Source organism: Vibrio kanaloae, assembly GCF_024347535.1.
In the GTDB taxonomy this organism is placed as follows: domain Bacteria; phylum Pseudomonadota; class Gammaproteobacteria; order Enterobacterales; family Vibrionaceae; genus Vibrio; species Vibrio kanaloae.
Genome location: NZ_AP025498.1, coordinates 692,295 through 718,434, shown reverse-complemented (window position 1 = coordinate 718,434; position 26,140 = coordinate 692,295). Strand labels below are relative to the sequence as shown.

Annotated in this window: 24 protein-coding genes; 13 read left to right on the top strand and 11 right to left on the bottom strand. The window is 42.9% G+C overall.

Going from position 1 to position 26,140, the window contains the following annotated elements; translation table 11 throughout:
• Positions 1–89: 89 nt before the first annotated feature.
• The 3 genes from OCV24_RS17410 to OCV24_RS17400 all read left to right on the top strand — a co-directional run bounded on the left by OCV24_RS17410 (position 90) and on the right by OCV24_RS17400 (position 3,572).
• Positions 90–2,153 (top strand): protein-disulfide reductase DsbD family protein, encoded by a 2,064-nt coding sequence (locus OCV24_RS17410; protein WP_137008577.1) that lies wholly within the window; start codon positions 90–92, stop codon positions 2,151–2,153.
• A 3-nt stretch (positions 2,154–2,156) separates the two neighbouring features.
• The gene (locus OCV24_RS17405; protein WP_146443077.1) at positions 2,157–2,726 is read left to right on the top strand and encodes a protein disulfide oxidoreductase; all 570 of its coding nucleotides are present in this window, start codon (positions 2,157–2,159) and stop codon (positions 2,724–2,726) included.
• 126 nt (positions 2,727–2,852) lie between these two features.
• Positions 2,853–3,572, top strand: a complete 720-nt coding sequence (locus OCV24_RS17400; protein WP_137008552.1) for a DsbA family protein — start codon at positions 2,853–2,855, stop codon at positions 3,570–3,572.
• Between the two features lie 129 nt (positions 3,573–3,701).
• Here the strand turns inward: OCV24_RS17400 and OCV24_RS17395 are convergent, their stop codons facing one another.
• A complete protein-coding gene (locus OCV24_RS17395; RefSeq protein ID WP_046223125.1) occupies positions 3,702–4,721 on the bottom strand; it encodes a succinylglutamate desuccinylase/aspartoacylase family protein in 1,020 nt (339 codons plus the stop codon).
• A 377-nt stretch (positions 4,722–5,098) separates the two neighbouring features.
• Here OCV24_RS17395 and OCV24_RS17390 point away from each other — a divergent pair, with 377 nt between their 5' ends.
• The 3 genes from OCV24_RS17390 to OCV24_RS17380 all read left to right on the top strand — a co-directional run bounded on the left by OCV24_RS17390 (position 5,099) and on the right by OCV24_RS17380 (position 7,836).
• Positions 5,099–6,103 (top strand): porin, encoded by a 1,005-nt coding sequence (locus tag OCV24_RS17390; protein ID WP_017057984.1) that lies wholly within the window; start codon positions 5,099–5,101, stop codon positions 6,101–6,103.
• Positions 6,104–6,258: 155 nt separating this feature from the next.
• Complete coding sequence (locus OCV24_RS17385) at positions 6,259–7,149, top strand: DMT family transporter (RefSeq protein WP_150877436.1); 891 nt, start codon at positions 6,259–6,261, stop codon at positions 7,147–7,149.
• Positions 7,150–7,218: 69 nt separating this feature from the next.
• Entirely contained in the window at positions 7,219–7,836 is a 618-nt protein-coding gene (locus tag OCV24_RS17380) for a glutaredoxin family protein (RefSeq protein WP_137008554.1), read from the top strand.
• Between the two features lie 161 nt (positions 7,837–7,997).
• Here the strand turns inward: OCV24_RS17380 and OCV24_RS17375 are convergent, their stop codons facing one another.
• From OCV24_RS17375 to OCV24_RS17365, 3 genes are all read right to left on the bottom strand, one after another.
• Entirely contained in the window at positions 7,998–8,132 is a 135-nt protein-coding gene (locus tag OCV24_RS17375; protein WP_261878794.1) for a hypothetical protein, read from the bottom strand.
• A 198-nt stretch (positions 8,133–8,330) separates the two neighbouring features.
• Positions 8,331–8,681, bottom strand: a complete 351-nt coding sequence (locus OCV24_RS17370; RefSeq protein WP_150877438.1) for a hypothetical protein — start codon at positions 8,679–8,681, stop codon at positions 8,331–8,333.
• A 72-nt stretch (positions 8,682–8,753) separates the two neighbouring features.
• Complete coding sequence (locus OCV24_RS17365; RefSeq protein WP_150877440.1) at positions 8,754–9,977, bottom strand: multidrug effflux MFS transporter; 1,224 nt, start codon at positions 9,975–9,977, stop codon at positions 8,754–8,756.
• Between the two features lie 108 nt (positions 9,978–10,085).
• On the opposite strand from OCV24_RS17365, the gene OCV24_RS17360 reads away from it, so the two are divergent.
• On the top strand, positions 10,086–10,982 hold the full coding sequence (locus tag OCV24_RS17360) for a LysR family transcriptional regulator (RefSeq protein WP_017057978.1): 897 nt from the start codon (positions 10,086–10,088) through the stop codon (positions 10,980–10,982).
• 126 nt (positions 10,983–11,108) lie between these two features.
• Entirely contained in the window at positions 11,109–12,962 is a 1,854-nt protein-coding gene (locus OCV24_RS17355) for a putative bifunctional diguanylate cyclase/phosphodiesterase (protein WP_017057977.1), read from the top strand.
• A 116-nt stretch (positions 12,963–13,078) separates the two neighbouring features.
• Here the strand turns inward: OCV24_RS17355 and OCV24_RS17350 are convergent, their stop codons facing one another.
• The 3 genes from OCV24_RS17350 to OCV24_RS17340 all read right to left on the bottom strand — a co-directional run bounded on the left by OCV24_RS17350 (position 13,079) and on the right by OCV24_RS17340 (position 15,815).
• Positions 13,079–14,374, bottom strand: a complete 1,296-nt coding sequence (locus OCV24_RS17350; RefSeq protein ID WP_137008562.1) for a peptidoglycan DD-metalloendopeptidase family protein — start codon at positions 14,372–14,374, stop codon at positions 13,079–13,081.
• Positions 14,375–14,742: 368 nt separating this feature from the next.
• Positions 14,743–15,042, bottom strand: a complete 300-nt coding sequence (locus OCV24_RS17345) for an isoamylase early set domain-containing protein (protein ID WP_046223130.1) — start codon at positions 15,040–15,042, stop codon at positions 14,743–14,745.
• Between the two features lie 122 nt (positions 15,043–15,164).
• Positions 15,165–15,815: a hypothetical protein gene (locus OCV24_RS17340; RefSeq protein WP_077681323.1), complete on the bottom strand. Its 651-nt coding sequence runs from the start codon at positions 15,813–15,815 to the stop codon at positions 15,165–15,167.
• Positions 15,816–15,910: 95 nt separating this feature from the next.
• Here OCV24_RS17340 and OCV24_RS17335 point away from each other — a divergent pair, with 95 nt between their 5' ends.
• The 4 genes from OCV24_RS17335 to OCV24_RS17320 all read left to right on the top strand — a co-directional run bounded on the left by OCV24_RS17335 (position 15,911) and on the right by OCV24_RS17320 (position 21,159).
• On the top strand, positions 15,911–16,330 hold the full coding sequence (locus OCV24_RS17335; RefSeq protein WP_029627212.1) for a GFA family protein: 420 nt from the start codon (positions 15,911–15,913) through the stop codon (positions 16,328–16,330).
• A 253-nt stretch (positions 16,331–16,583) separates the two neighbouring features.
• Positions 16,584–17,255, top strand: a complete 672-nt coding sequence (locus OCV24_RS17330; RefSeq protein WP_017057972.1) for a YoaK family protein — start codon at positions 16,584–16,586, stop codon at positions 17,253–17,255.
• 231 nt (positions 17,256–17,486) lie between these two features.
• Positions 17,487–18,857, top strand: a complete 1,371-nt coding sequence (locus tag OCV24_RS17325; RefSeq protein ID WP_046223132.1) for a YjiH family protein — start codon at positions 17,487–17,489, stop codon at positions 18,855–18,857.
• A 430-nt stretch (positions 18,858–19,287) separates the two neighbouring features.
• Positions 19,288–21,159, top strand: coding sequence for a methyl-accepting chemotaxis protein (locus tag OCV24_RS17320; protein WP_150877442.1), 1,872 nt, complete (start codon positions 19,288–19,290; stop codon positions 21,157–21,159).
• A gap of 321 nt (positions 21,160–21,480) precedes the next feature.
• On the opposite strand, the gene OCV24_RS17315 is transcribed toward OCV24_RS17320, so the two are convergent.
• Positions 21,481–22,866 carry an alpha-amylase family glycosyl hydrolase gene (locus tag OCV24_RS17315; RefSeq protein ID WP_150877444.1) on the bottom strand — a complete coding sequence of 462 codons (1,386 nt, stop codon included), beginning with the start codon at positions 22,864–22,866 and terminating at the stop codon, positions 21,481–21,483.
• Between the two features lie 284 nt (positions 22,867–23,150).
• Positions 23,151–23,429, bottom strand: a complete 279-nt coding sequence (gene ppiC / locus OCV24_RS17310) for a peptidylprolyl isomerase PpiC (RefSeq protein ID WP_017057968.1) — start codon at positions 23,427–23,429, stop codon at positions 23,151–23,153.
• A gap of 314 nt (positions 23,430–23,743) precedes the next feature.
• Between ppiC and OCV24_RS17305 the strand changes: the two genes are divergently transcribed.
• On the top strand, positions 23,744–24,658 hold the full coding sequence (locus tag OCV24_RS17305) for a chemotaxis protein (protein WP_137008567.1): 915 nt from the start codon (positions 23,744–23,746) through the stop codon (positions 24,656–24,658).
• Positions 24,659–24,741: 83 nt separating this feature from the next.
• Here OCV24_RS17305 and OCV24_RS17300 read toward each other — a convergent pair whose 3' ends face one another.
• The gene (locus OCV24_RS17300; protein ID WP_136980801.1) at positions 24,742–25,284 is read right to left on the bottom strand and encodes an ATP:cob(I)alamin adenosyltransferase; all 543 of its coding nucleotides are present in this window, start codon (positions 25,282–25,284) and stop codon (positions 24,742–24,744) included.
• A gap of 213 nt (positions 25,285–25,497) precedes the next feature.
• Complete coding sequence (gene hutZ / locus OCV24_RS17295) at positions 25,498–26,028, bottom strand: heme utilization protein HutZ (protein WP_060469343.1); 531 nt, start codon at positions 26,026–26,028, stop codon at positions 25,498–25,500.
• Between the last annotated feature and the right edge of the window lie 112 nt (positions 26,029–26,140).

The window sequence follows — 26,140 nt, the reverse complement described above, 5'->3', positions numbered from 1 at the left end:
GGGCTACTACACCCTTTTATTTATTTTTTGGAGATACATTTGTGTACAACACACTACTAACTAAGTTTGTCGATTCTTTGGCATTCTACATGCGTACATGCGCGAAAACCTTAGTCACTGCCCTTTTGGTTATGACGTCATTTACTGCTTTAGCACAGACTACGGGCTGGCTCAGCGCGCCTGAACATCCACCAGTCAAGATGCGAATGATGTCGACGGGTGAACAGTCGGACGACGGTTCTCAGATTCAAACCGTGTTAGATGTCGTGCTCGACGGCGACTGGAAAACCTATTGGCGTAGCCCTGGCGAAGGTGGTATACCACCAAGCTGGGACTGGTCTGATTCAACAAACATTGAGTCAGTAGAGTGGCATTGGCCAATACCTAAGTACTACGAGCAGCTTGGCATCATGACGCTAGGCTACAAAAAGCACGTTAGCTTTCCTGTCACGTTAACCCTGAAAGACAACACGAAGCCTGCAATATTCAGGGCGTCGTTTACCTTTCCGTCGTGTACCAATATCTGTGTGTTAACCGATTACGACATCGAACTGCCGATCGACCCACAAGCATTAGCGCTCGATGAAGAAGCCATGTTCTTGTTCAATCAAGGCATGAGCCAATCTCCACGCGAAGCTAACCGCACGTCGGTGAACGGTCTGTTCTGGGATAAGAGTAAGCAACAACTAGTGACTCAGCTCATGAGTAAAGAAGGCTGGGATAAGCCGATGGTGTTGATTGATGGGCAAGAAGTGATTGATGACTTCTTCTCTCAGCCAACCGTTCATATCAATAACAACACAATGACTGCTGTATTCGATGTAAGTAATTGGCTCGGTGACGTCGACTTAACCGATCGCACGGTTAGCGTCACGGTTTCAGATATTAACTTTGCTGAAGAGATGACGGCGCAGGTTGGCTCAGAGCCTATTGCCTATCAATCAAGTAACACCAGCTTTATTGCGATGATAGGCTTCGCTTTAATTGGTGGTTTGATTCTCAACATCATGCCATGTGTGTTGCCAGTATTAGGAATGAAGCTAAACAGCATCATTCAAAACCAAGGGGCATCTAATCGTCATATTCGACTCTCATTCTTAGCTTCTGCATCAGGTGTCATTACATCATTTGGACTGTTAGCCCTAGGTATGACCGCTCTAAAAATGGGTGGTAATGCGATTGGTTGGGGAATCCAATTCCAAAATGTTTGGTTTATCGGATTCATGCTGATCATCACTTTGCTGTTCTCAATTAACCTGATTGGGTTATTCGAATTCAGACTACCATCAGGTTTAAACACTTGGATGGCAACCAAAGGCGATGACTCACATTCAGGCCACTTTGTTCAAGGCATGTTTGCAACGCTGTTAGCAACGCCGTGTAGCGCGCCATTCCTTGGCACTGCGGTTGCTTATGCACTTGGAGCAAGCTATCAAGAGTTATGGGTTATCTTCATCGCACTTGGCATCGGCATGAGTGCACCTTGGCTTATTTTCGCCCTGTTCCCTAGCCTCACCCAACTGCTACCAAAGCCGGGCGCGTGGATGTTCAAAGTTAAGCTGTTTTTTGGCTTAATGATGTTCATTACCAGCCTTTGGTTAACAAGCCTTCTGAGCCCATTCATTGGTAAATTCTCAACTATCCTGCTGTCACTGTTTATCGTGATTTCAGTATTGGTTTGGATTGGCATGAAACTGGGTCGCAAGGTACTGATTCCTATTATGGCAACTACAACCTTGGTGTTTGGTGCTGCATTGATCGTCGGTAGTGTCACCGCTGAGAACTGGGCGACACCCATTGTTGACGATCTCGCTTGGCAAAAGCTGGATGCGAAGCAAATCCCTCAGTTAGTTGATGAAGGCAAAACGGTCTTTGTTGATGTGACTGCTGATTGGTGTATCACCTGTAAAGCCAACAAGATCGGTGTCATCCTTCAAGATCCTGTCCACAGCCACCTACAGCAAGAAGACATTGTTTTGATGAAAGGCGATTGGACAACACCAAGTGAAAGTGTCACTCAATACTTACAAAGTAATGGGCGATTTGGTGTGCCATTTAATATCGTCTATGGTCCTAGTTATAAAAGCGGTATTCCACTGCCTGTGCTCCTCGACAGTGACACTGTCGTTCAAGCCATCGACGCTGCGAGATAACTGATGAAGACTCCCAACAATGAAGAGAAATCTAGCGCGACTGAAGACAACGCTATAAAGGGTGAGGCCAAAAAGCCAAGTCGTCTTAAGAAGTGGGGAAAGGAACTGGTTTCAATGATACTGATCGTTGGCGTAGTTTCATTTGCCATGGACTTTTATCACAGCAGAAGCATGCCTCAGGGCGATGCGATTCCAATTGTGGGTCAATCGCTCCAAGGCGAAGATATTGATGTTATCGAGCTAAGCAAAAATGGTAAGCCAGTCATTGTCTATTTCTGGGCGACTTGGTGTGGTGCCTGCAAATTTGTAAGCCCAACCGTCAATAGCTTCAGCGATTCCCATCAGGTGGTTTCGGTCGCTCTATCGTCTGGTCCAGACGAACGTGTCCAGCGCTACTTGGATGCAAAAGAGTATGACTTCCCTGTTATAAATGATCTTTCTGGCTCAATCAGCAGAAGTTGGGGCGTTAATGTCACTCCAAGCATCGTCATCATCAAAGACGGAAAGATCACTAGTATCGCAACGGGCGTAACTTCACCTATTGGGCTTTGGATCAGAACCTATTTGGCATAACTCGCTTACAAAGAAAAAGCAGAGCAAAGCAAATAAATCGATTAAGCCAATTTAACAAACAATATAATTATCGCGAGCGCGACCCAATAAACGCGCACAATTATCAAGAATGAGAGAACAAATAACATGAAAAAACACCTGATAAGCACACTGATTTTGGGTTCACTAATGAGTGCTAATGCCTTTGCCGAGTTAAATAAAGAGCAAACTCAACAGCTTGAAGAAATTAATCAGTTTCTAAAAGAGAACCCTTCTACTATTTCGGGTCTGCATACCAGTTTAGAGCAATATGTCGCGAGCCAAGCACAAGTGCAGAAAGCCCAAGCGGAAAGCCACGACTGGCTGTACAGCAATGACGCGCACCCAATCACAGGAAACCCAGATGGAAAATCGGTAATCATTAACTTTACCGACTATAACTGCCCTTACTGTAAACGTTTAGAAAAAGGCCTAGTTCAATTAGCTTCTGAAAATAGTGATATCAAAATTATCAATGTATACCTGTCATTTAAACAGCAACAAATAAACGAACTTAATACTAATGCCGCTCTATACGCTATGAAGGTTTGGAAAGATAACCGCGAAGCCTTTACTGAAGTTGATAGGTTATTGATGGCGAAAAGCGGCCTCCATACAAAGGCTTCACTGCAAGCTGTGGCAAAGAAAACAGGAACAGAAGCACAACTGAACACCACTTCAGACCAAAGCAACACACTGATGACAAACCATCAAACCTTTAGCGCATTAGGTTTAACAGGCACACCAACGCTGATGATGAATGGCCAGGTCTTACCAGGCTATGTGCCTTACGACCGATTAAAAGACATCGTGGATGACGCTTTCTAATTGAGTGTAGAAAGGTTGTGAGTCTTAGCAAAAATTGAAGATGAAATTGATAAAGCCTACTTGCGTTAACCCGCAGTAGGCTTTTTTATGCGTTTCGAATGGCAAACCTAGCCACTGTCTAACTTATTACTAGCTCAATAAGCGGCACACCAACGCACCCGGCTCTCTTAGTGCATCCACGTTATAACTGAGTACACGGCCAGAAGACGGCGCGTGATAACGACGACATTCATTGCCGAACGCATCATATTGGATGGCTAACAGATCATCTTGCTCCACGCTTTGCAAAAGCTCGACTTGAGGCAGAACAAAACCACCAATATCAGCGCGAATGGACACAACGTTGTTGCCTTCAATCCAATCCATGCTTGGCAGTTGCTTTGCCTCTAACGGATGTTGTCCATCGACCTCAAGCATCTCGTAATAGGAGAGCATATTTAATACGCCATCTACCGCTCTTTGAATCATGTCTGGTTGAGTAAACTTACCCATCCCGACTTCTACAGTGATGCTCGGAATACCACTGCGATTCCAAACTGTTTCAAGAATCCCAGGGTCGCCGGGATCATTAAGAACACAATCTGGTTGCATCAGTCTTGCCATCTCCAAACATTGCTCGATTCGATAATCAGCGAAAACATAAAGTGGGTATACCGCACCACGAGTTTGGGTGTGGAGGTCAACGGCAAATGTTGCATTGTGCTTGAGTAAGCGCTCCCACAGTGACGCAACAAAGCGTTCCGCTGCTAGTCCGTGGGCATCGCCAGGAAAGAGTCGGTTGAGGTTGGCAGGGCATGAACCCGGATCGGAAGAGATGAAGTCACGACTGTGATTTAGCAAACCAGACAAGTTCACCGTAGGTACAATTGTCACCGTACCATTCAGTGTTTTACCCACCAAGTCTCTAATAATTTGTTGTGCAGCCAGTACACCATTTAGTTCATCGCCATGAATACCAGCGGTAACCATAAGCTTAGGGCCGTCTTGGCTGCCTTTGAAAACAGAAACTGGCATGTTTTTAGGTTGCCCGAGCCCATCACTGGTCACTTGGAACCAAAACTGATGCGCTCCAACGGGTAGATCTTCAACATTCAAGGAGCCTATAACCTGCCGGCCTTGTAAAACATCGCCTAAGTACTCTGTTTTCATCCAACTATCTCCGTCTTGTTGAGCAAAATATATTCTCTTTTTAAGTTTTTGCATCATAGAGGATATCGTAACCAGTACAAGCAGTTAATTGATCCGCAAGCTCTACTCGATACATAAACTCCGTTCATATTATTCTCACATATTTCAAAGTAAGCCCTTCAAAGAGACGGTTGCAAAACTTCAAGCTTGTATGTCTATTTACAAACCACTCAACCAATTGAAGTAAAAGTGCAATAAAATCAACACTTAAAAAGTTCCTCATTCACGAAAATGTAATTCTATAGAAATGAAAGCTTAATTTATCTGCTCTAAATTAGCTTCATATCGAAACGAAGGGCACATTGCTCGCGGATATTTAAAATATAAGGTAAGTGATTATGAAAAAGGCAGTTCTAGCTTCTGCAGTGGTAGCGGCACTAGTTTCAGGTTCATCTCTAGCAGCAACCGTTTACAGCTCTGATGGTACTGAACTTAAAATTGGCGGTCGTGCAGAATTCCGTGGTGATTTCATCGGTTCAGGTGGTGCTGAAATAGACGGTTCAATGAAAAACAAGAGCCGTGTTCGCTTAAATGTTGGTGGTAATACAGAAATCAACGATAGCTTATCTGGCTTTGGCTTCTACGAAGCAGAACAAAGCGTAAACTCCTCAGCTGACAATGATGAAACCGATAACTTTAAGCAACGTTACATGTATGCGGGCTTTGAAGGTGACTTCGGTGCAGTATCGGTAGGTCGCCAAGATACAGCAGCAGCTCAAATTTCAGAAATGTCGGACGTTACCATTTTCTCTGGTGATCAAAAAGCCTTCATTAATGCCGGCGACGAGCAAGTCAACAACACGTTTGTATATGCTTACGATGCTGATGCTCTTTCTTTAAAAGGAAGTTTAATTGCTGGTGAAGACAAAGATACAAACGGTTACGGTGTCTCTGGTATTTACACTCTACCTATGGGGTTAGGTTTTGGCCTTGGTTATTCAGGCAATGACAACGGGGCTGGAAATGGTTCAGCAACGGCTGTAATCGCTGGTATTAACTATAAATTGGATGCCCTGTACTTAGGTGCAACTTATACGATGGGCGACCTTGACGACAAGGCTAACACTGAATTCTCTGGTGTAGAAGTTGCCGCGAAGTACAAACTAACCAGTCAGTTTGAACTCGCAGCTCTTTACCAAAAACAAGAAGAAGATGCGTCTCAAAACGTAACCGTAGATACCGCTGACTTCTTCGAGTTAACGGGTACTTACAAATTCAACAAATCAATTCGCACATACATTGCTTACCAACTAAACAACTTAGACGAAGTGAAAGATGCGACGACAGGCCTAACCACTCAAGGCGAAGATACACTTCGTCTAGGTGTACGTTACGACTTCTAATCTAGATTCACTTTAGCTATAAATAGAAAGGTTGAGCATTTGCTCAACCTTTTTTGTTATTCAAATATTCTAACCAACTTCAGCAATGCTTTTTCTGGTTTCGTGGTGTTAAATCCGTATCATACGACAAACCATATCAAACAATTAGAAGCATCATGTCACAACACCATCCGATCCAAGGCGCTAGCTGGATGCTAACCGCTGGTTTAGCCTTTGCCGTGATTAATAGCCTGACCCAAATCGCGAGTATTCACTTCGGACTGACTTCTACCACCGTCGCCGTCATTCAATACGCCATCGCGTTGTTCGCCATTCTTCCTTACTTAAAAACGTTAGGCATTCGTCGCGCGCTCAGAACAGATAACCTCAAACTTCATGTATTTCGTGTTTTTTTATCGGTTATCGGTATTCAACTTTGGATATGGGCGTTAGCTTACCCTGTACCTATTTGGCAAGGTATTGCTCTCCTCATGACTTCTCCACTTTTTGCAACCATTGGCTCTGGACTTTTCCTCAAAGAGAAAGTGGGCGCGGCTCGTTGGGGGGCAACGTTAGCAGGCTTTACCGGTGCTATGGTTATTCTCGAACCATGGTCCGAAGATTTTAGTTGGGCAACGTTACTACCGGTTGGCGCGGCTTTCTTTTGGGCATGCTATTCACTGATGGTGAAAAAGCTCTCCTCACAAGACAGTCCTTCAACTATGGTGGTTTACCTTTTGCTATTGATCACGCCATTTAACATCTTGTTGGCCGTGCCTGATTGGCAAACGCCAAGCGGTGGGACCATTTGGGTTATCTTAATCGTTATCGGTGTTATGACGGCCCTGGCTCAATGGGCGATTGTAAAAGCATATTCCGTCGCTGACGCTTCTTTTGTTCAACCGTTTGATCATGCAAAATTACCACTCAATGTACTGGCTGGCTGGCTGGTATTCAGCTGGGTTCCACCAGGCCGCTTATGGTTAGGGGCGGCAATTATTATTGCATCTGTTGCGTTTATTACTCACTGGGAAACAAAAAAGCCGGCGAAAGTTAATAAAATTTAAGGCCAATGAAATAAATACGTCTACAGTCCGTTCTATATTGATAAGAGAATTTTAAGCGAGATCGTAACCATGAAGAAACCAGTCAAGATTACACTATACCGTTGGGCAGGCAGCTGGGGGCCATTTAAAGTAAACATCCCATGTGGAGAATGTACCCTTACCAAAGACATTCTAAAGGATACTTTTGAGAATGAATTGGCCGATGTCGATGTCGAACTGGAAGTGAAAGATTGGTTATCTCACTGGTGGGAACCGCTAAAACTCGGCTCTTGGCATGCGCCTATCCTTGTCGTTGAAGGTAAGGTCGTCAGCCAAGGTGAAGCTCTTAATCGTGGCGTGCTAGTTCAGTCAGTAATCAAAGAGTGGACCAAACGAGACAACCTAAAAGGCAACATCGTTTATGGCAAAGCAACCTGTCCATTCTGCGTTAAGGCAAAGAAAATGCTTGATGAAGCGGGGGTTGAATACCAATACCACGATGTCGTAAAAGACGGCGCCGCTCTATTTCGTATGATCCCAGAGGTGAAAGCGCACATTGGTAATAAAACACCAGTTACGGTCCCTCAGATTTGGCTTGATGGGAAATACATCGGCGGTGCAGACAATTTGGAAGCATGGATGAAAGAAAATGGTCTAAATTCCATTCCAAACAATGTTGTCGATTTATCTAATCAATCAGCAAGCTGATCTCGCTTAGAGAGAGTTAGACTTCCGATAATTAACTAACAATGTTTTGTTGTACCTATCCACAACAAAACAGAGCCATAAAAGTCATCGATAGCTAAAACGAAAAAGGCCTTAAACTGCAATGAGTTTAAGGCCTTTTAAAATTCCGTTTGGGAAAGTGCTTATTTAGCCATTTTCTTCTTCATTCGCTTAAAGAACGATGGTTTCTTTGGCTTTGGCTTGCCGTATAACGCTTCGTGCATCATGTTTTTTGCTGCAATTTGACCAAGGTATACATTGCCTAGTTCGTAGTTCATGCTTATCTCCGCACTTAATCAACTTCATTGTTCGCGGATTCTACACTTAAAACGCCCAAAAACAAGACTTAAATCACACTTTAATGTAACAGACCCATCAAGTTACAATCAAAATATTCATTTAAACATCCATAAAAAAAGCAGCTCAAGAGAGCTGCTTTAAAAATAGTTTTTCTAGAAACCTAATTGCTTAGAAACCTAGCTGCGCTTTGGCTGTCTGTAAGTTTTACCCGCAATTTGGTATGTGTCTTTTTGCTTTAATTCGAACATAGTTTCAAAGAACCAAGCTGCAAATTTGATTAAGTCATCGCCTTCATTCATAACATGTTCGATGTACTCTTGCTCTTCACCCTGTTCGTTTTCTTGAAGCGTCACGTGGTAAATACGTTTTTCACCTTCTACTTCCGCTAGCGCAAATTGACCAGTCAGTGATGCGGCAGCCTCAGCGACTTCAGTGTCCTCATTAGATTTCAATAGCTCAAGCGCTTGAGGCAGGCCATCTAGTGCGCAAATACCTTTTACCAGTACTTCAAATTCATTTTGCTGCATGTTTTTTACCTATTAAGTGGACCGAAGTATTGTAGGAAACCATCAACATAAATACAACGCTTTAACGATGAACTATGGAGTGCTCGTTGTTGAACTGTATTCAACCTCTGTTGCACCAAATTTCTTGTCCATTCTGACTGAAGACCAAAGCACTCCTCCCATAATAGTCCCAATGACCAAGTAAAATACGCCGAGTTGCAGGTGATTTGTCACCCAACTTTCAACCAAGTATCCACCTAATAAACCTGCCAAACACATCTGAATTGAGCCTGACAGAGCAGAAACTGCACCCGCTTGATTTTTATGAGGCTCCAGCAACATGCTGATAGAAAGCGGGAACGATATTCCCTGAGCTATCGCCAACCAAGTAAATGACCATACTAGATTGAAAATTGTTAGCTCATGCATAAGCAACCAACTTCCTGAAGCCATAACAATCAAAATCGCAAGGCTCATCAACTGCGGTGTACTAAACCTACGATGAAGTAAGTTTAACGTCACGCTCCCAATCAATAACCCTGCTGAAGGCACAATCATCAAAGAACCATATTCGGCCGCAGTCAAACCCAATTGCTCTTGCATTAAGAATGGAAACAACGACAACGAAACCAAACTCGCCATATAGCTCATCCAGTTATAACTGGCACTGGTCAACACTTGGCGATTGGTCAACAAGTGCCCGTAGTTCTTCACCACCTGGCAGGCATCAAAACGGCTCTTTCTGTATGGCAAAGTTTCATGCAGAACAAAGTAACCCAGCGTGAATATCGCTAATAAGTACAATAAAACGAACAGGAACACCGCCTGCCAACCGAGATGAAATGAAATCCAACCACCAAATACCGGCGCAATAATTGGCATGATCGAAGCGGTAATGGAGATATAAGACAACGCTTTGGTAAGCTGAGAACCATCATAGCTATCACGAAGCACACTTCGCCCTAGTACCGAGGCGCTACCCGCCCCTAAACCTTGAAGTAACCGGCCGACTTCCAACGCCATCATATTGTCGGAAAATACGAAACAAACAACGGTACCAATCAGATAAACCCCCTGACCCAACAAGAAGATAGGCCTTCTTCCTACCGCATCAGACATCGGCCCGTAAAATAGCTGAGACAAACCAAACCCAACCAGAAACAACGTGACGAGTAGTTGTACTTCTACCTGAGTAACACTTAAGTCAGAAGAAATTAACGGCAGTGCTGGCAAGTAGATACTCACACCTACTTGCCCCGTAGCAATGATCATCATCGCTAAAAGTAACGGCGTTTTTTTAAAGATCAATTGGCTCAAAAAATTCCCTATTCGTTCGATTTTCATTCATAAAATAAGTTTACATTCAAAACCAATAATTGATAATTAACCAAATTGGAATTTAATTAGGTCCAGATAGGAAATAATATGGATTGGATTCTTAACGTAAAAAGTTATGTAAAAGTGGTGGAAGAAGGCAGCTTCAATGGCGCGGCGCGCAAACTCAATACCACCAGCTCAGCGATCAGCAAAAGAGTAAACTGGCTAGAAGAGCGCATCGGCACCCAACTTTTAAAGCGCACCACTCGATCTATCAGCCAAACCGAGGCCGGTGCACTTTTCTATCAACGAGCGAAAGATCAGCTCGATAGTTGGCAGTCCATTATTGATGAAACTCGCTCGGTTAACCAAACCCCTGCTGGCCTATTAAAAGTTGGGGCTACCATTGCGGTTGGTTCTAAATTCTTAGTTCAGTACTTAGATGATTTTTTGGAGAAATATCCAGACATAAGAGTACAACTTATCACCACGACTCCGGGTCAATTACCTGAACTAGGCTTGGATCTCGTGATCAGTCGTGAGCTGGAACAACTCAATTCATTAAGCTTTAAGAAAACCCCGCTTTTCGAACACAAAGCCAGCTTTTATGCATCACCCGACTATCTAACAAAACATGGTCACCCTACCTGCGAGCAGGATTTAGAACGGCATAACTCATTGATCTGGGGCGAGCGCCCGATTCGAGAAGTAACGCTAACCAAAGGCCAAAGGGTTACCTTGAACGGGAACTTTGCAACCACCAACCCAGAAGCACTTTTTCATGCCGCCAAACGAGGAATGGGAATACTTCTGACCATTAACGCGATGATAAAAGAAGAGCTCAAGCAAGGGACATTAGTTCCAGTATTGCCAAATATCACGGCTGATGAAGTGATGGTTTACGCTTACTACCCTAAGCTTGATTACTCACATACACGAACCAAGCTGTTTTTGGACCATCTGAAAGATCGATTAGACAAAGAGCGCAGTACTCTGGCTCTGTGAAATAAATCACATTTAAATTTGAAAAGTTATACAACACGGCCAATAATAAACTAGACGCATAAATATTATACAAGTATGCACATATACAGCTTACAAATAGGTTCTGGTTAACTACGGATGGTGACTATGACTCAACATACGCATAACAGCATGATAGATGCAGAACGCATTGGTCGTTTACTTAAATTAGAAGGCATCGACCTTCTAGAGTCGGCCGTGCTCATTTTGCACCAAATGTTCGGCACTCAATACACCACCATCATTGAGAAAAAGTACTTTCCAGATCAGATGGTTCCTTTGGTTATAGCCCATTCGGACCATGTACTACATGATAAAATCAACGCACGTCACGGTCACATCTACCAACAAGCTGTCCATCAACAGCACCCAGACTGTTCATTCGCTCAATATATCATTCAGTCGTTGCCTACATCGGCATTTAAGCAGGAAATCACCTCACAGAACTCAATTGCAATCCCTACTCGAACTCAGAGTGGCGAGGTCATGGGTGTGCTGTTTTCTACGTTTACTTCTCCTCTTAACCCGAATCAGTTGCAAAACGTGATTAAACACCATCAACTTTTCGCAAACATCGTCATCCACACACTAAGGGAAATATGGTTCAACGAGCGTTCTGAGCAACTGGTCAATCAACTCAGTTATGAAGTATCACACGATAGCTTAACTGGGTTACTAAACCGAAGTTGCTTATCGGACACTTTGGAATCGATTACTCAACAGAGAAGCACCCCATTCACATTAGCCTTGCTCGACGTAAATAGTTTCAAAGCCATTAATGATATGCACGGTAATTATATTGGCGATAAAGTGCTTCAGTACGTAGCAGAGACCTTACGCCGAACCATACCCGAGAACAATCTGACTTTCCGGACGGCAGGAAACGAATTTGCCTTCATTACCTACCATTCAGACCCTATTTTTATCTGTGAGCAGATATTGGCCAAAATAAAAAAGGGTTACAATAGCGTCGATATGAAAGTCGCTTTCGACATCAGCATTGGTATTGCTCGCTCGGAAGGGAGCAACAAAGACGTAGAACAAATAATTTTTAACACCAGTTTGGCTCTAAAAGAGTGCAAGCAAAGACAAGATACTCACATTCAATGTTATGACACCCATCTAATATCTCGCTATCAAAGAAAAACGGAGTTGGTTGCGGCTTTACGAAATGAACTTGAAAGTGCAACTTCACCTAGCTTTACACCGAATGGAAATGACAATGAAATGTACGTGGTTGTGCAGCCAATCGTTGGTCAAAGTGAAAAGCAATGGGAATACTTCGAGGTACTCACTCGTTGGAAAACGGCTAAGCATGGCAATGTATCGCCAATGGAGTTCATCAAAGTCGCAGAAGAGTCTGGTCTTATTGTTGAACTGGGTGAACATATTATCGATCTGGTTTGTCGCGCAAAAACAACATTAGAAAAGGGGTTAGGCTATAAAATTAAGCTTGGGATAAACTGTTCGGCTCATGAGCTTAGCGATTCTAAGCGTTACATCTCCTATCTCACTCGAACCATTGAGCGACATAACTTTAAAGCAAATGAGTTTGTTATCGAGCTAACTGAAACGGTGCTGCTATCTCCCACCAAAGAGACAAAATCGGCACTCAACTATCTACGAGAGCAAGGCTTTTCGATCGCGTTAGACGATTTCGGTACTGGTTACTCGAGTTTGAATTACATCCACAGTTATCCTATCGATTGCATCAAAATTGATGCAACCTTTATTCGAAACCTGCTAACGAATTCGACATCTGAGAGTGTTGTTTGGCTGATTATTCAATTGGCTCATAGGCTTGATTTGTCATTAGTTGCAGAGGGCGTTGAGAAACGTGAGCAATTAGAAAAATTGCACGCCATGGGATGTGACAAGATCCAAGGGTACCTCTACTCACCGCCTATGCGACCAGAAGCTATCATCAGTTATGTTATTCACTCAGAATCTCTCATGACCTAAAAAGCTAGGCCAGAGCTATACCTTATCCAAAGATCAAAAAGCCACGAAGCATTACTAGATACTTACATATTTAGTAAAGAATTCGTGGCTTTTGGGAATACAAAGGAGTACATCAGTTAACTATTGTTAGACTGAGTTTCCAGAGCTTTCTTTAATAACTTATCTGCCTCATCTCTAGCGGCCACAAACGTTGCTTTTTCTTTTTGAGGTACAGAATTGGCCATCGGGATATTCGCTCTCATCGCGTCGACAGGACGACCGCGTTCGATCAATTCGTAATGTAGGTGCGGGCCAGTCACTCGGCCAGTTTTACCGGACAAACCAATACGCTGACCACGAGATACCGTTTGCCCTTTACGAACGAGGATCTTGCTCAAATGTAAATAGCGCGTTTTGTAAGTGCTGCTGTGTTGAATAACCACGTAGTTACCCGCGTATGGATGCTTACGAGTCATCACCACTTTGCCATCACCCGTTGCTTGAACTGGCGTACCAATTGGCGTCGCGAAATCCGTACCGTTATGTGGTGAAACTCGACCAGTCACTGGGTGCAAGCGCTTAGGGTTAAATTGAGAACTTTGACGCCAACCACTGCTCACAGGGTAACGTTGGAACGCGCGTTGTAAGCTATCACCATTAGCATCATAATATTGTCCGTCGGTATGTAAATACGCAGACACCACACGATTACGATTCATAATCTTAATGGCTTCAATTTCACGTTTTCCGGTAGCAACACCATCGACAAATTGTGCTTTCTGAAGCACTTCAAATTGATCGCCTGCACGTAAATCTCGGCTAAAATTCAGCTTATCCTTAAGCAGAGTAACAATATGGTCAATCTCGATACTGTTCAGGCCAGCTTTATTTGCCGACATAGAGAAACTGCCTTGAATATTACCCACGAGAGGCTTTTGCTTCCAGTCACCAGGAATAGAGATATCTTCGAATTCATAGTTGCCATCTTCAAGTCGTCGATAAACAACTTTGTCAGCAACGCTAAATTTAAGCTCCATTTTGGAAAGCTCGCCTGTTGCCTCATCACGCCAAAAGCGCAATGTGTTACCTGGGCGAAGCGTGTCCAACGCAAGAAAGTTCAAATCGGTCTCCATCACGCTCATCATAGATTTATAAGAAAATCCAAGCTGATTGAAGATGCTACTCAAGTTATCACCCGTTTGAATTTGATACTCAAACGTCGGCGGCTCAATAACAACAGCAACAGAAGAAGGTGACAGAATAGACTCAATAACGGTTGAGTCGGGTAAATCAAGATCGATCGTTTTCGTCAGATCCGATTGTGACGATTGCAGAGCAACACCAATCGCTGCAATAAGTGGCAGTCCTAAAATAGCTACTTTTTTTACAGGTGAAAGCTCAGCAAACGGAGAGGGAAATATTTTTGAATACACGGTAAACAAGTCTTTCTACGATATAAAAGCATAGGATATGCTTTTCGGACGCATAAATCATCAATACATTGCAATAATATGATGCGAATCTTGCTCTATCCCGCTAAGTCATTGAGTTATAAAAAGTGAAAAATCGTTTCACTATAAATAAAATTAACAGCTAAATTGAGAAATAAAAAAGCAGAAACGGCTAGCTACTGCTTTTTATTTATCTACGTTATTTTGTATCGAACAATTAATAAACACCGCGCATTAATTGCTGTTATTAAGCAAATCGCGACCTTAACTCACCAATCCCTTCTCACTATTAAAGTAAAACGATTTGAACCGAAAAACACAGCTTTATGCTTACAATAAGTGTCCAGAAATTAGGCTGGAATCGTCGATACCAAACAGTTATCTTGACCAAATTCGTTAGGGATATAACGGTCAGCATTCACGTCATTCACCCATTGTTGGCCATCAACTAAGTAGCGAAATTGAAACTCGCCATCTTTAGGTAGGCGAGTTTTGAATTTGTACACTTTCCCTTTCGCCATTTTTTTCATTGGCGTGGCTTTCCAATCAAGGAAGTCAGCAACGATGAATACTGAGTTCGCTTCTTGAGCTTCTAGCTCAAAAGTCACTTCAACTTCGTCTTTCGTCTTAAAAAAACGTTTACTAATCATTCGCAAGCTCCATTTGTAAAAGTAAGCAGACACAAAGAATGTCTAAATTTCATTCAATCTATTAAGATAATATGTAATTTGACTCACATAAACAACACATCCTTGTGCTCGCAAAAATGTTATTACTTACCAATTGATTGTGTATCAAAAGAAAAACTCATTAACACCTTTTCAGAAGGGGTTTCTGCAAATGATTGTTCCGCAGAATGTTGAGTAAAACCGATAAAACCTTGCCCTGTGAGTTTATTCTGTGATTTTGAATCTGACTGTTGGGCAACATCTAAAGTCTGAATTTTCACGCGATCACCCAAGAAAAGTTGGTCAACCAACACCACGCGGCTTCGTTGCTGGTCATGCTTAAAGAGGCCAAGGTAATAGAATACGCCGCTGCCTTGATTCGATATCCACATAGGTGCAACAAAGAAATTCGCTTCGCCTAGCGTCACGGCTGCCAGGCTTTTTGTATCGACGGTTGCTACACCGCGCTCAACACCAGAGTCATAACGACCAAACGCGATTGCTTTTGGCACGTCGACTTCATTAATAAAGGCGTATGCGTTGGTTTCAGGAACTTTAATTGTCCATGGGTTAGTGGTCTTCAAATCAAAAACGGTTTCAACCACGGGATCATAACTGACTTGTGAAGAAGGAAACTTCGCCAAAATCTCTTCATCACTTAAACTAAAGCGATAAACACCCGCCAATATGACCACAACTAACATGACGATAGGAATCAGTAAAATCAGAGGTATAGGTAAGATTTTCTTTTTCATGAGCAATTGTATTCTTTTGTTTTCATCCAGTTGTGCAGACCATAAAGGGCTTTAGTATAATTATCAATACAGGGTTAACCAGAAGTGAAACATAGATGGATATCAAGCATATTAAAGATAGAAATATCAGAAGTTGTGAATGCCGCTGTGGAGCAGTCAACCTAGTATGCCGAGGTGAGCCCCAGCGAACCTCTGTATGTCATTGCTATGAGTGTCAGAAACGAACTGGAAGTGTGTTCGGCGTTCAAGCTCGGTTCCCAATTGAACAGGTCACACTGAGCGGAGAAGTGACCTATTTTTCACGCATCAGCGATACGGGCAGTGAAGTCACTTATCAATTTTGCCCTCAGTGTGGCACCACCATGCTTTTACAATCCGTTGCCGCCGTCGATTTTTATGTCGTCCCACTCGGGCTATTTAAAGAACAAGATTTTCCACTTCCTAGCTTTTCCGTTTATGAAGAACGTAAATACGGCTGGGTTAAGTTTGAGCACCAAATGAGCCATTACAACTAGCTTGTAACTGATCTTTATCCTTATCTTTGTCTTTATATAACGGTGCACTTTTTATAACGACAAACTTCTTTTGAGCGACAGGCTGCGTAATAGCTACAGTATCTTAGTAGCGGCAGTCCGCATTATAACAATGCTTCATCGAAACAAACTGCAATACTGTTGCCTAAGATCAAACATGAATGCCCGACAACACTAGCGTATCTTTTTGCGAGCGTTATAATCTTGTTCCTCTATTTAACCCGGAGTGAACCACATGATTTCTAAGCTACCTCGTTGGGTTGAATACGGTGCCTTACTCTTAGCAGGCCTTGCCGGTAGCGTTAATTCTATTGGATTACTTGGCTTCCAACATCAAGCCATATCCCATGTTTCGGGCACCATGTCTTTACTAGGCAGCAGCCTGCTCACTCCAACTTCGGCTTCCGTGCACCTTTTATTGGTGATTATGAGCTTTATGTTAGGCGCTGCTTTCAGCGGGTTCTTTATTGAAAACCAAGCTCTGAAGCTAGGACGCCGCTACGGTGTCGCACTGTGTATTGAAGGTGGGTTGCTGTTTTTGGCACTTTGGGCACTATTACAAGGCTACACCTCTGGCCAATACTTCGCTTCAGCCGCATGTGGCTTACAGAATGCGATGATCACCACCTATAGTGGCGCAATCATTCGTACTACGCACATGAGCGGAATCATTACCGATCTTGGAATCATGATTGGCGCTCGCCTAAAAGGTATGCCCTTTGATCGCCGTAAAGCCAAACTGCTGATGTTCATCGTCGTCGGTTTTCTATTTGGTGGCTTAACTGGCGCTTGCTTATTCCAACACTTCGAAATATTAGCCCTGGCTTTCCCTGCCTCTTTCGCCTTTATTATTGCGTTTAGCTACTGGCTCTATTTAACTTATCGAACTGAAGCCCCAGTTAACTAATAAATATCTGGAAATATATCCTCAAGATACGTAACATTCACAACACTTTATTCCAAAGTAACGCAGAGTCGCAGAATAAGCATCCTGAATATTTAGCGATATTTGATGAATAGTATTGCAAGCGATATTAATACTGGGTAATCTTGCATCCTATAAGAAAATACGGATGTTTAGTGGATAAAAATGCCAAGGATGTGGCTTTTTTACGTGTAGAAATTCGAGAACAATAACATGTCTAACAACACGAATACTGATCCAACAGAGAAATCTAAAGGCAGTTTCTGGGTTTTCTTAATCCCATCATTGATTGGTTTATTCCTTTTCATGGCGCCAATCAGCTATCAAGGTGATCTCACCATCCCTGTCGCTATCTTGGCGAAATCAATCCAAGCGGTTTTCGGTGAATATCTAGTCTCTATTATCACTGCGATCGTTGCTTTTATGTCTGTCACTTCAGTATTGAGCACGATTTTCAAGCCTACATTCATTACATCCAGTTCATTTTTAAACGGTCTGTTCAACCCCTCTCCTTTATGGCTGTCGGTTCGCCTCATTGGTGGTGCTGCAGCGCTGATGACTTTTTTCCAAATAGGTCCCGAAATTATTTGGGAAGAAAATACGGGCGGCCTAGTCTTAGAGGGCCTGCTTCCAACACTTTTCTCCGTATTTATCTTTGCTGGTTTACTACTGCCCCTACTACTGAACTTTGGTCTATTAGAACTTTTTGGTACCTTGCTAAGTAAAGTAATGCGTCCGATCTTCAACCTACCGGGCCGCAGTGCTATCGATTGTATGGCTTCTTGGTTAGGAGACGGTAGTGTTGGTATTCTGCTGACAAGTAAACAATACGAGCAGAGATTCTATACTCAACGTGAAGCAGCAGTTGTTGGTACCACTTTCTCAGCAGTATCTATTACATTCAGCCTTGTGGTTATTGCACAAGTAGAGCTAGAACACCTATTCCTGCCTTTCTACGCAGCGATCTGTTTAGCTGGCATTGTGGCAGCTGTTATCATCCCTCGCCTTCCACCACTAAGCATGAAGAAAGATACTTTCATTGATGGTAGCAAGCCGAACAAAGATGCTGACGCGATCCCTGCTGGCCACTCAACATTCTCTTGGGGTTTTGAGTTAGCGGTAAATAAGGCATCACAGGTTAAGTCTGCTAAGTCAGTATTTTCTGAAGGTGTGCGTAACGCCGTAGATATGGTATTTGGTGTATTACCTGTTGTTATGGGTCTCGGTACCATGGCATTGGTAATTGCGGAATACACGTCTGTGTTCTCAATCCTAGGTCAGCCTTTCATTCCATTCTTAGATCTACTTGGTGTACCAGAAGCGGTAGCAGCGTCTGAAACTATCGTCGTTGGTTTTGCGGACATGTTCATTCCAGCAATCCTTGCCGCTTCTATTGACAATGAAATGACTCGCTTTGTTATTGCCGCTATGTCAGTCACTCAACTGATTTACATGTCTGAAGTGGGCGCTCTGCTTCTCGGAAGTAAGATTCCAGTGAACATCTTAGAACTGTTTATTATCTTTATTTTACGTACGTTAATTACGCTTCCAATTATCGCTGGTGTAGCTCATTTAATATTCTAAATTAGAGACTACTGATGTAAATCAGTAAAGACACAGTTTTGTAAAGCCTCACTTTTGTGAGGCTTTTTTTACTGAATATATTCATATCCCCATTTTAAATCTTATCAAAATATAAAACTGGCATATCATTTAATTTCATATGAATTGACTCATTTCCTATTTTCTTAATAAAAAATCACACGCATAAACGTCTAACTAATAAATACTCAAGTTAACTAACTCAGGCTGAACTGAGCTTTAAATCATTGAATAGAATAATAAAAATAACGATACTTTGATTGAATGATTTTCATGTTGTGTGAATTGTTATATTTTTGTAGTCTATTTTGTGAATTTACATTCAAGTAAATTTCAGTTTCGTCGATATATATAATTAGAAAAACACGATTAACTTTAGTCTTCGCAAAGCCTGTGAGAAGGGGAATATTCAATGAAATTTAGCCATAAGGTGGTTGCTGCATCATCAGCCTTGCTGCTAGTAACAGTATCATTGCTTTCAATACAACAACTTTACACCGTAAGAAGTGCTGTAGAAAACCACGTCAATGCGAGCCTAGAGGAAATGGTCTCTGGAGTCAGGAATACCGTAGTCTCAGAGATGAACGCCAAGAAAGCGTTGGCGCAATCGACGACTGAAGTCATCGAAATCAACCCTCAAGATCGTACCTACGTAAAAGAAATCTTAGAAAAGCCTAAACTTAAAAACAGTTTCCTTGCGGTTGGTTTTGGTTATGAAGCAAACGGTTTCGTCATTGAAAATGATGACGGTTGGGACGCCGGCCCTGATTACGACCCACGAATTCGCCCTTGGTACATTGATGCTAAATCCAAAAACAGTTTAGTTGTTACCGCGCCTTATGTGGATGCATCAAGTAAGAAAGTCATTATCTCAGTGGGTACGCCAGTTAAAGACAACGGCCGCTTCACTGCTGGTATGTTCTACGACCTAGAATTGACCAACCTTGCTACTTTAGTAAACCAAGTGAACTTGTTTGATGCGGGCTACCTATTCCTGGTCACAGCCGACGGCACGACAATTGCCCATCCGAATGCTAAAAACAACGGTGAAACGCTCTCGAGCTACATGCCACAAGCTAACATTCGCGAAGGCTCTCAAGAAATTGAAGTCGACGGCAAAATGTTCCTAGTGAACTTCACGCACATCCCAAGTGAAGATTGGTATATTGGCGCAATTCTTGATGAAGAGATCGCTTACCAAGCCGTTGCAGATCTCAAGAACAGCTCGATGATCTATTCGTTGATAGCGGTAATTCTCAGTATCATCGCACTGACGATTCTAATACGTGTGTTAATGCGCCCACTTGATGCACTTAACCACGCGATTCAAGATGTCGCAAGCGGACAAGGTGACTTAACCAAACGCCTAGATACGAATACAGATAAAGAGTTCTCTGACCTAGCAAAAGGTTTCAATACCTTTACTGAAAATCTGCAGAACCAAATAATTCAATCGAAAGCGATTGGTATCGAGATTAAGCGTGGTACTGAAATCACGGTTAAAGGTGCGGGCGAATCAGCAAACGCAATGAACACTCAACTGCAAGAGCTGGAACAGCTAGCAACAGCAATGAACGAAATGGCGGTTACCGCGACAGAAGTAGCAAACAACGCTCAAGGCGCGGCGGCGGCGGCTCGTGAAGCAGATGAAGCAACGTTAGACGGAACTTCTGTAGTCAGTGACACCACTCAAGCGATTGATAACTTATCAACTCGTATCGACCAAGCCGTTGCAGAAGTACAGGTACTTGAATCAGCAACCGCGAACATCGAAACAATTCTTAAAGTCATCAACGACATTGCAGACCAAACGAACCTGCTGGCATTGAACGCAGCGATTGAAGCCGCACGTGCTGGTGAATCAGGTCGTGGTTTCGCTGTCGTAGCCGACGAAGTTCGTACTCTGGCGCAACGTACCCAACAGTCGACGACTGAAATTCGCAACATGATTGAGCAGCTCCAAGCTGGTGCAAGCTCAGTATCTAACGCGATGAATCAGAGTAAAGATACGGCGACTGACGCCGTTGAACGCGCTCAACAAGCGAATTCTTCACTTGACCGCATCCGTGACGCAATTCAACGTATTTCTGATATGAATATTCAGATTGCTTCGGCAGCAGAAGAACAGAGCTTGGTCGCGGAAGAGATCAACAACAACACCGTTAAGATCAAAGACCTTTCAACGCAAGTATCAAACGCGGCTCAAGAAGCAAACACGGCAATGCAGGTACAAACTGACAATGTTCAAGCACAGGATGAACTATTGAACAAGTTCACGGTTTAATCGCCTGTCAGTTTAACTAACGCTTTGCTTAGTAACCAATAAACAGCTTCAAATAAAAAGCCCCGCTTACTGATTACCAGTAGCGGGGCTTTCTTTTCAATCTTATCTTACTTACCGGTTGGGCTTAACTCATACCAACAACAGTAAGTAAGTGATCATAAATAGCGCAGGAAAAAGGCTTGAGAACAAGGCGGCTCTATTCGACAAAGAGTTCCGATAAGTAGTTATTCTACAATCAAAATTTATAACGAAGTTATCGAGCGTTTTAACAAGCTAGGATGACCAGTTATTTACTACGATTGGTATCATAACAGGCTCGACCTAGTTAGTTGTCAACATCATGCACTGGTTAGGTTCAATCTTAATGGTTAAATCCTTGCCAACGCACTCGAACACTTCACCAGACAACAAATCGGTCACTGCACCAGTCCAAGTCAGTGATGCTGTTTTACTTCGCTTAGATTTATTAATCACAACAATGCCTTTATCACCACGGACAAATACCAACAAGTCATCATTCGCTTCAACCACACGCATCGTTTCGCCATGAACATGGTTGTGGAATTGAATCATTCTTCTCATATATGGCGCTCGCCAGTCATTAAACCAACGAGGCTGACCATTCTGATCCAGAATGCCACTGGTACTTAATTCGCTATAGACAAGCGGCACACCGCCATCTCGACCAAGAATAAAGGCGTGAGCCAAGCGTTCGTCAACTTCATCCATCACATATTCCAAAAACACTTCGTTGTTTGGAATATCATGAGTCACAGCAAAAGTGATGGCTCGCATATTCGATAGCGCCTGACCAAAACAGTAAGGATTGATCAGAGACTTAAAGCTGCCCTGCTCTTCAAAGGCTTTGAAGATGGTATTGAATAAAGGGAAATCGTAAGCGCCTAAGCGAGTGTGCTTCAGGTATGGTTCAAGGAATAGCTCATACTCTTCTTGGGTCGCACCACCATCAGTAATGATTTCACCAAAGATGTGCATTCCTTCGCAGATATCATCGGTCCACACCCTACACAGATGGGAAAGTGTCATGTGCTTTGCCGCATCGATACGAAAACCTTTCACACCTATCTCTTTCAAGGCTTTTAGATACGCTCGCTGCTGTGCAACCACATTGTCGTTGACTAACAACGTTGGTAAGCCAGGATCGCTGGCTCCGCCAGTAATACGCCCATTCTGCACTTCCCACGTATCTTTCCAGTTTTTGATACCAAACGCTTCAACGAAGTCGTTTTCATCAAATAAAGGCTTAGAAAGATCACCAAACAAGCGTATTGATTCGTAATATTCGGCGTCTTTTTGGTAAGACGCCATATCTTGAAGATTAGGATACGTTAAGTCACTGCGGATACCAGATTCGTTTGCCATGTGGTTAAACACTACGTCCACATAGGTACGAAGCCCATGCTGCTTTAACGCATCAACCATCGCTTTAAAATCTTGTGTATCACCCAACTGATTATCGATCACACGATAATCTTGTGGCTGATAGCGTTGCCACCATTGAGTGCCAGACTCTCTGTCGCAGCCTTTAGGGCTACGTAACGACTTCATTGCCGGTGAAACTAAAACAGATTTATAACCCAACTCTTGGATCTGTGGGGCGTTCTTCATTACGTCAGCATAGCACCAGTCAAAAGCATGCAATATGACATCTGTCGCTGGATTGCTTAACATAGCTGAACTCTCCATGTTGTTCTCCTACCAAACTCAGTTACAGCTTTCTAGATAAAGACAAAGACTAAAAAGGCAAAGCTGCTTAAATTTCCTTAAGAATGGCATTTATTATATGACTTACTCATTAAAACCCCTCATCCTCTTACCAATTAGTCACGGTGGATAGGCGAGGGCGTAGCCCCAATTATCTTATAACGTCAGGGATGAACGCTCAGCCATTGTGCTTTTAAGTGCACCAAACAGTCACAAAAAAGGAGCGTATATACGCTCCTTGTATTCCATCAAACACATATCTTACACTAGGTTCTGTAGAGAACCTTTACTACGTGCCAACCGAATTTTGTTTTTACAAGATGTGGTACAAGCGTCTCGCCAGAGAAACAAACCTTATCAAACTGAGGCACCATTTGACCTTTCTTGAACTCGCCTAGGTCGCCGCCCTTTTTGCCAGATGGACATGTTGAGTGCTTCTTCGCTAGTGTTTGAAATTTAGCACCTTTTTTAAGCTGTTTAATGATGTCTTCTGCTTGTTCTTTATGCTTCACCAAAATATGAAGCGCTGCTGCTGTTCTTGCCATGATAATTCTCAATTTGTTACTGTCAGTTTGTATGAGACGATTACTTCAACACTCGATTTTCGAACCATTAATTGTTCAAATAACCACCAATCACTGACGGTTGTATATCTGTTTAACGCTACCGACTTGTAGACATAAAACTATCGACAGCGAGCATTTTTCATGATTTTACCCCAAGAACTGCCATTCTTCACTCTATAACCGAAAACAGCAGAGTTAAAGCGCCTAAAAACCGCATAGCGACTTGCCGCCACCCTTATTTCCCTTTAGATTATTCCTTATAAACTAAGTACGTAGTAAAGCAGGAGCCACTTATGGCGAAACCGATCAGTAAAGCTAGCCAGTCACAGGGAATGTTGATGTTCAAATTATCCCTAACTCAGAGTTTTGCTATTGGCACGCTTAAGGTAAGAGAAATCGTGCCTTTTCAGCCGATGACTCAAATCCCTTATTCTCATCATCACGTCATCGGCACAGTGACCATCAGAGAACTTACCGTACCTGTCATTGATATGTCAGCAGCAATAGGTTTTCGTCCAATAGCACCCACTGAATACCAAAGCTGTGTACTCATCGTCACCGATTGTTTGAGGACGGTAGTCGCATTTTTGGTTCGTTCGATTGATAAAATCATTGAATGTGATTGGAAGAGCATTGAATCACCACCAGCGAGCGTTGGGCGCAATGTTTTCGTTACCGGCATTACACGCTTTGAAGATCGTATTGTTCAGATGCTCGATGTGGAGTTATTGCTTTCTAAAATCTACCCACATTACGAGAATGCGCATATTCCGATGCTTACCGATGTTGAAAGGGAACGCCTCAAAGCGCTGAATATCTTATTGGTTGATGATTCTTTGATTGCACGTAAACAGTTATCTGATGCCTTAGACAGCATCAACATCCCTTACAGCATATGTAACAACGGCTTAGATGCTATCGACCTGATGCGACGCCAAGCCAGCACTGGCAATGCCATTGATCTTCTGGTGAGTGATATCGAGATGCCAGGGTTAGATGGCTACGAGCTTGCGTTTGAAGTTCAAAATGACAACGCCCTAAGTCATGCCTACTGTATTTTGCATACCTCACTATCAAGTGAAATCTGTGTTGACCGTGCCAATCAGGTGGGTGCACATGAAGCACTTGAGAAGTTCAACGCGGGCGAATTAATCGAAGCGATGCTACGCGGAGCAAAAGTCTTAAACGACGCCTCTACACCCGCTTAAGCGCGACTTTAGAAGCTAAACCTAGCATCATGCTTAATGGTTTAGCTTCTTAGCTTAGAGATGAATCAGTGTAGAACTCTTCCTTAAGATTTCTTTGGCATAGAATAACTCTTACTCATAAACTCCACTTCTTCAACTTCATTGACATGATTGGTAAAAGAGGCCAATGCATAGAGAGTGTTCGCGACTAAGTTAGCGTATTTAAAAAGAACCGGGTCAGGTGACTTTTTACTTTCATGATGCTCAATACTCACCAATGCTCGCACGACTTTTTTAGCCTGACAGCGACATAAGTGAAGCTCGCTTGACACTCGATGCCCTCCGGGTAATACAAAACCTTTGAAACCACCTTCTAACTGCTCACGGATACGGTGGTAATCTTGCTTTAGCTCGACCAGTTCGGATTCAGTGATCGCTAATTTCCCACGTACAGATCCATTAAGGTGGTAGATGTTTGGTTGCAGGCGTTGCAAGATATCGCGAACTTGTGGTTCCAGCTCCAAAGACAACACCAACCCAACTCGGCAGCATAGTTCGTCCGACAGAATCTCAAAATCACAGATAGGACTGTCTTCATAAATAAAAGGGTAACAGAACTCGTCCCAATCTCGACTTACTGGTTTCACGTAGTGATCCTTACACATAAATAGTAATCAGACGCCAATATAGCAAACTCTTTGATTTAGTCTGCTTTTTCTGACATCTGCGCCCATTGTATTTGCAACGCTCCATATATTTACAAAGTAATTACAAAACTCTTCGACGTGCTAACGACGATTTTTAGACATAAAAAAGCCCTCACTCTGTGGAGGGCTCTTTAAGAAATAGGTTAAACGAGATTACTCGTTAGATACTTTTTTGTGGCCTTCTTGCAGGTGAACGAAATCCACCAGATCATCACCAGACACTTGGTATGCTTGACCAAAGCCTTTCACAAACAGGCCGTTCTCTGCTTTAAGGTTGAATAGAGAGAAATCTTGAAGCTGGCTCAAGCCATCGATGATTTCGCCAAAACGCTCTTGCATCTGTCCAATCACTTGAGTCCAAAGTTCCGTTTCACGCGCTACAACACTCGCTTGAGCATCAAACGTTAAACGCTTACGCGCGTAAAGCTGCTTCGAGCTCTCTTCATCTTCGATCATCATCAAAGAGACTTGAGGGTTTGCTTTCAAGTTACGAGCATGACGAGCAATATCAGAAATTAGAACAAAGTAACCTTCTTGGTTCTGAACGAAAGGGGCGTAACTTACGTTTGGGCGGCCTTCTTCATCAACCGTTGCAAGTTGAAGGGTACGGCGCTCTTGGCGAAATTCTTTAATTTCTGGACCTAGACGACCTTGTAGACGTTCTTGTTTTACTTGCTGTTCCATGGGTAATTCCTTTCTTCACTTTCTCTGATTTATTATTTTTGCCCGAGGTTGAGCGATCATTAGCGAACTCAACGATCCTCGAGCATTGATGTACTGTTTAAGCTAATAGGCA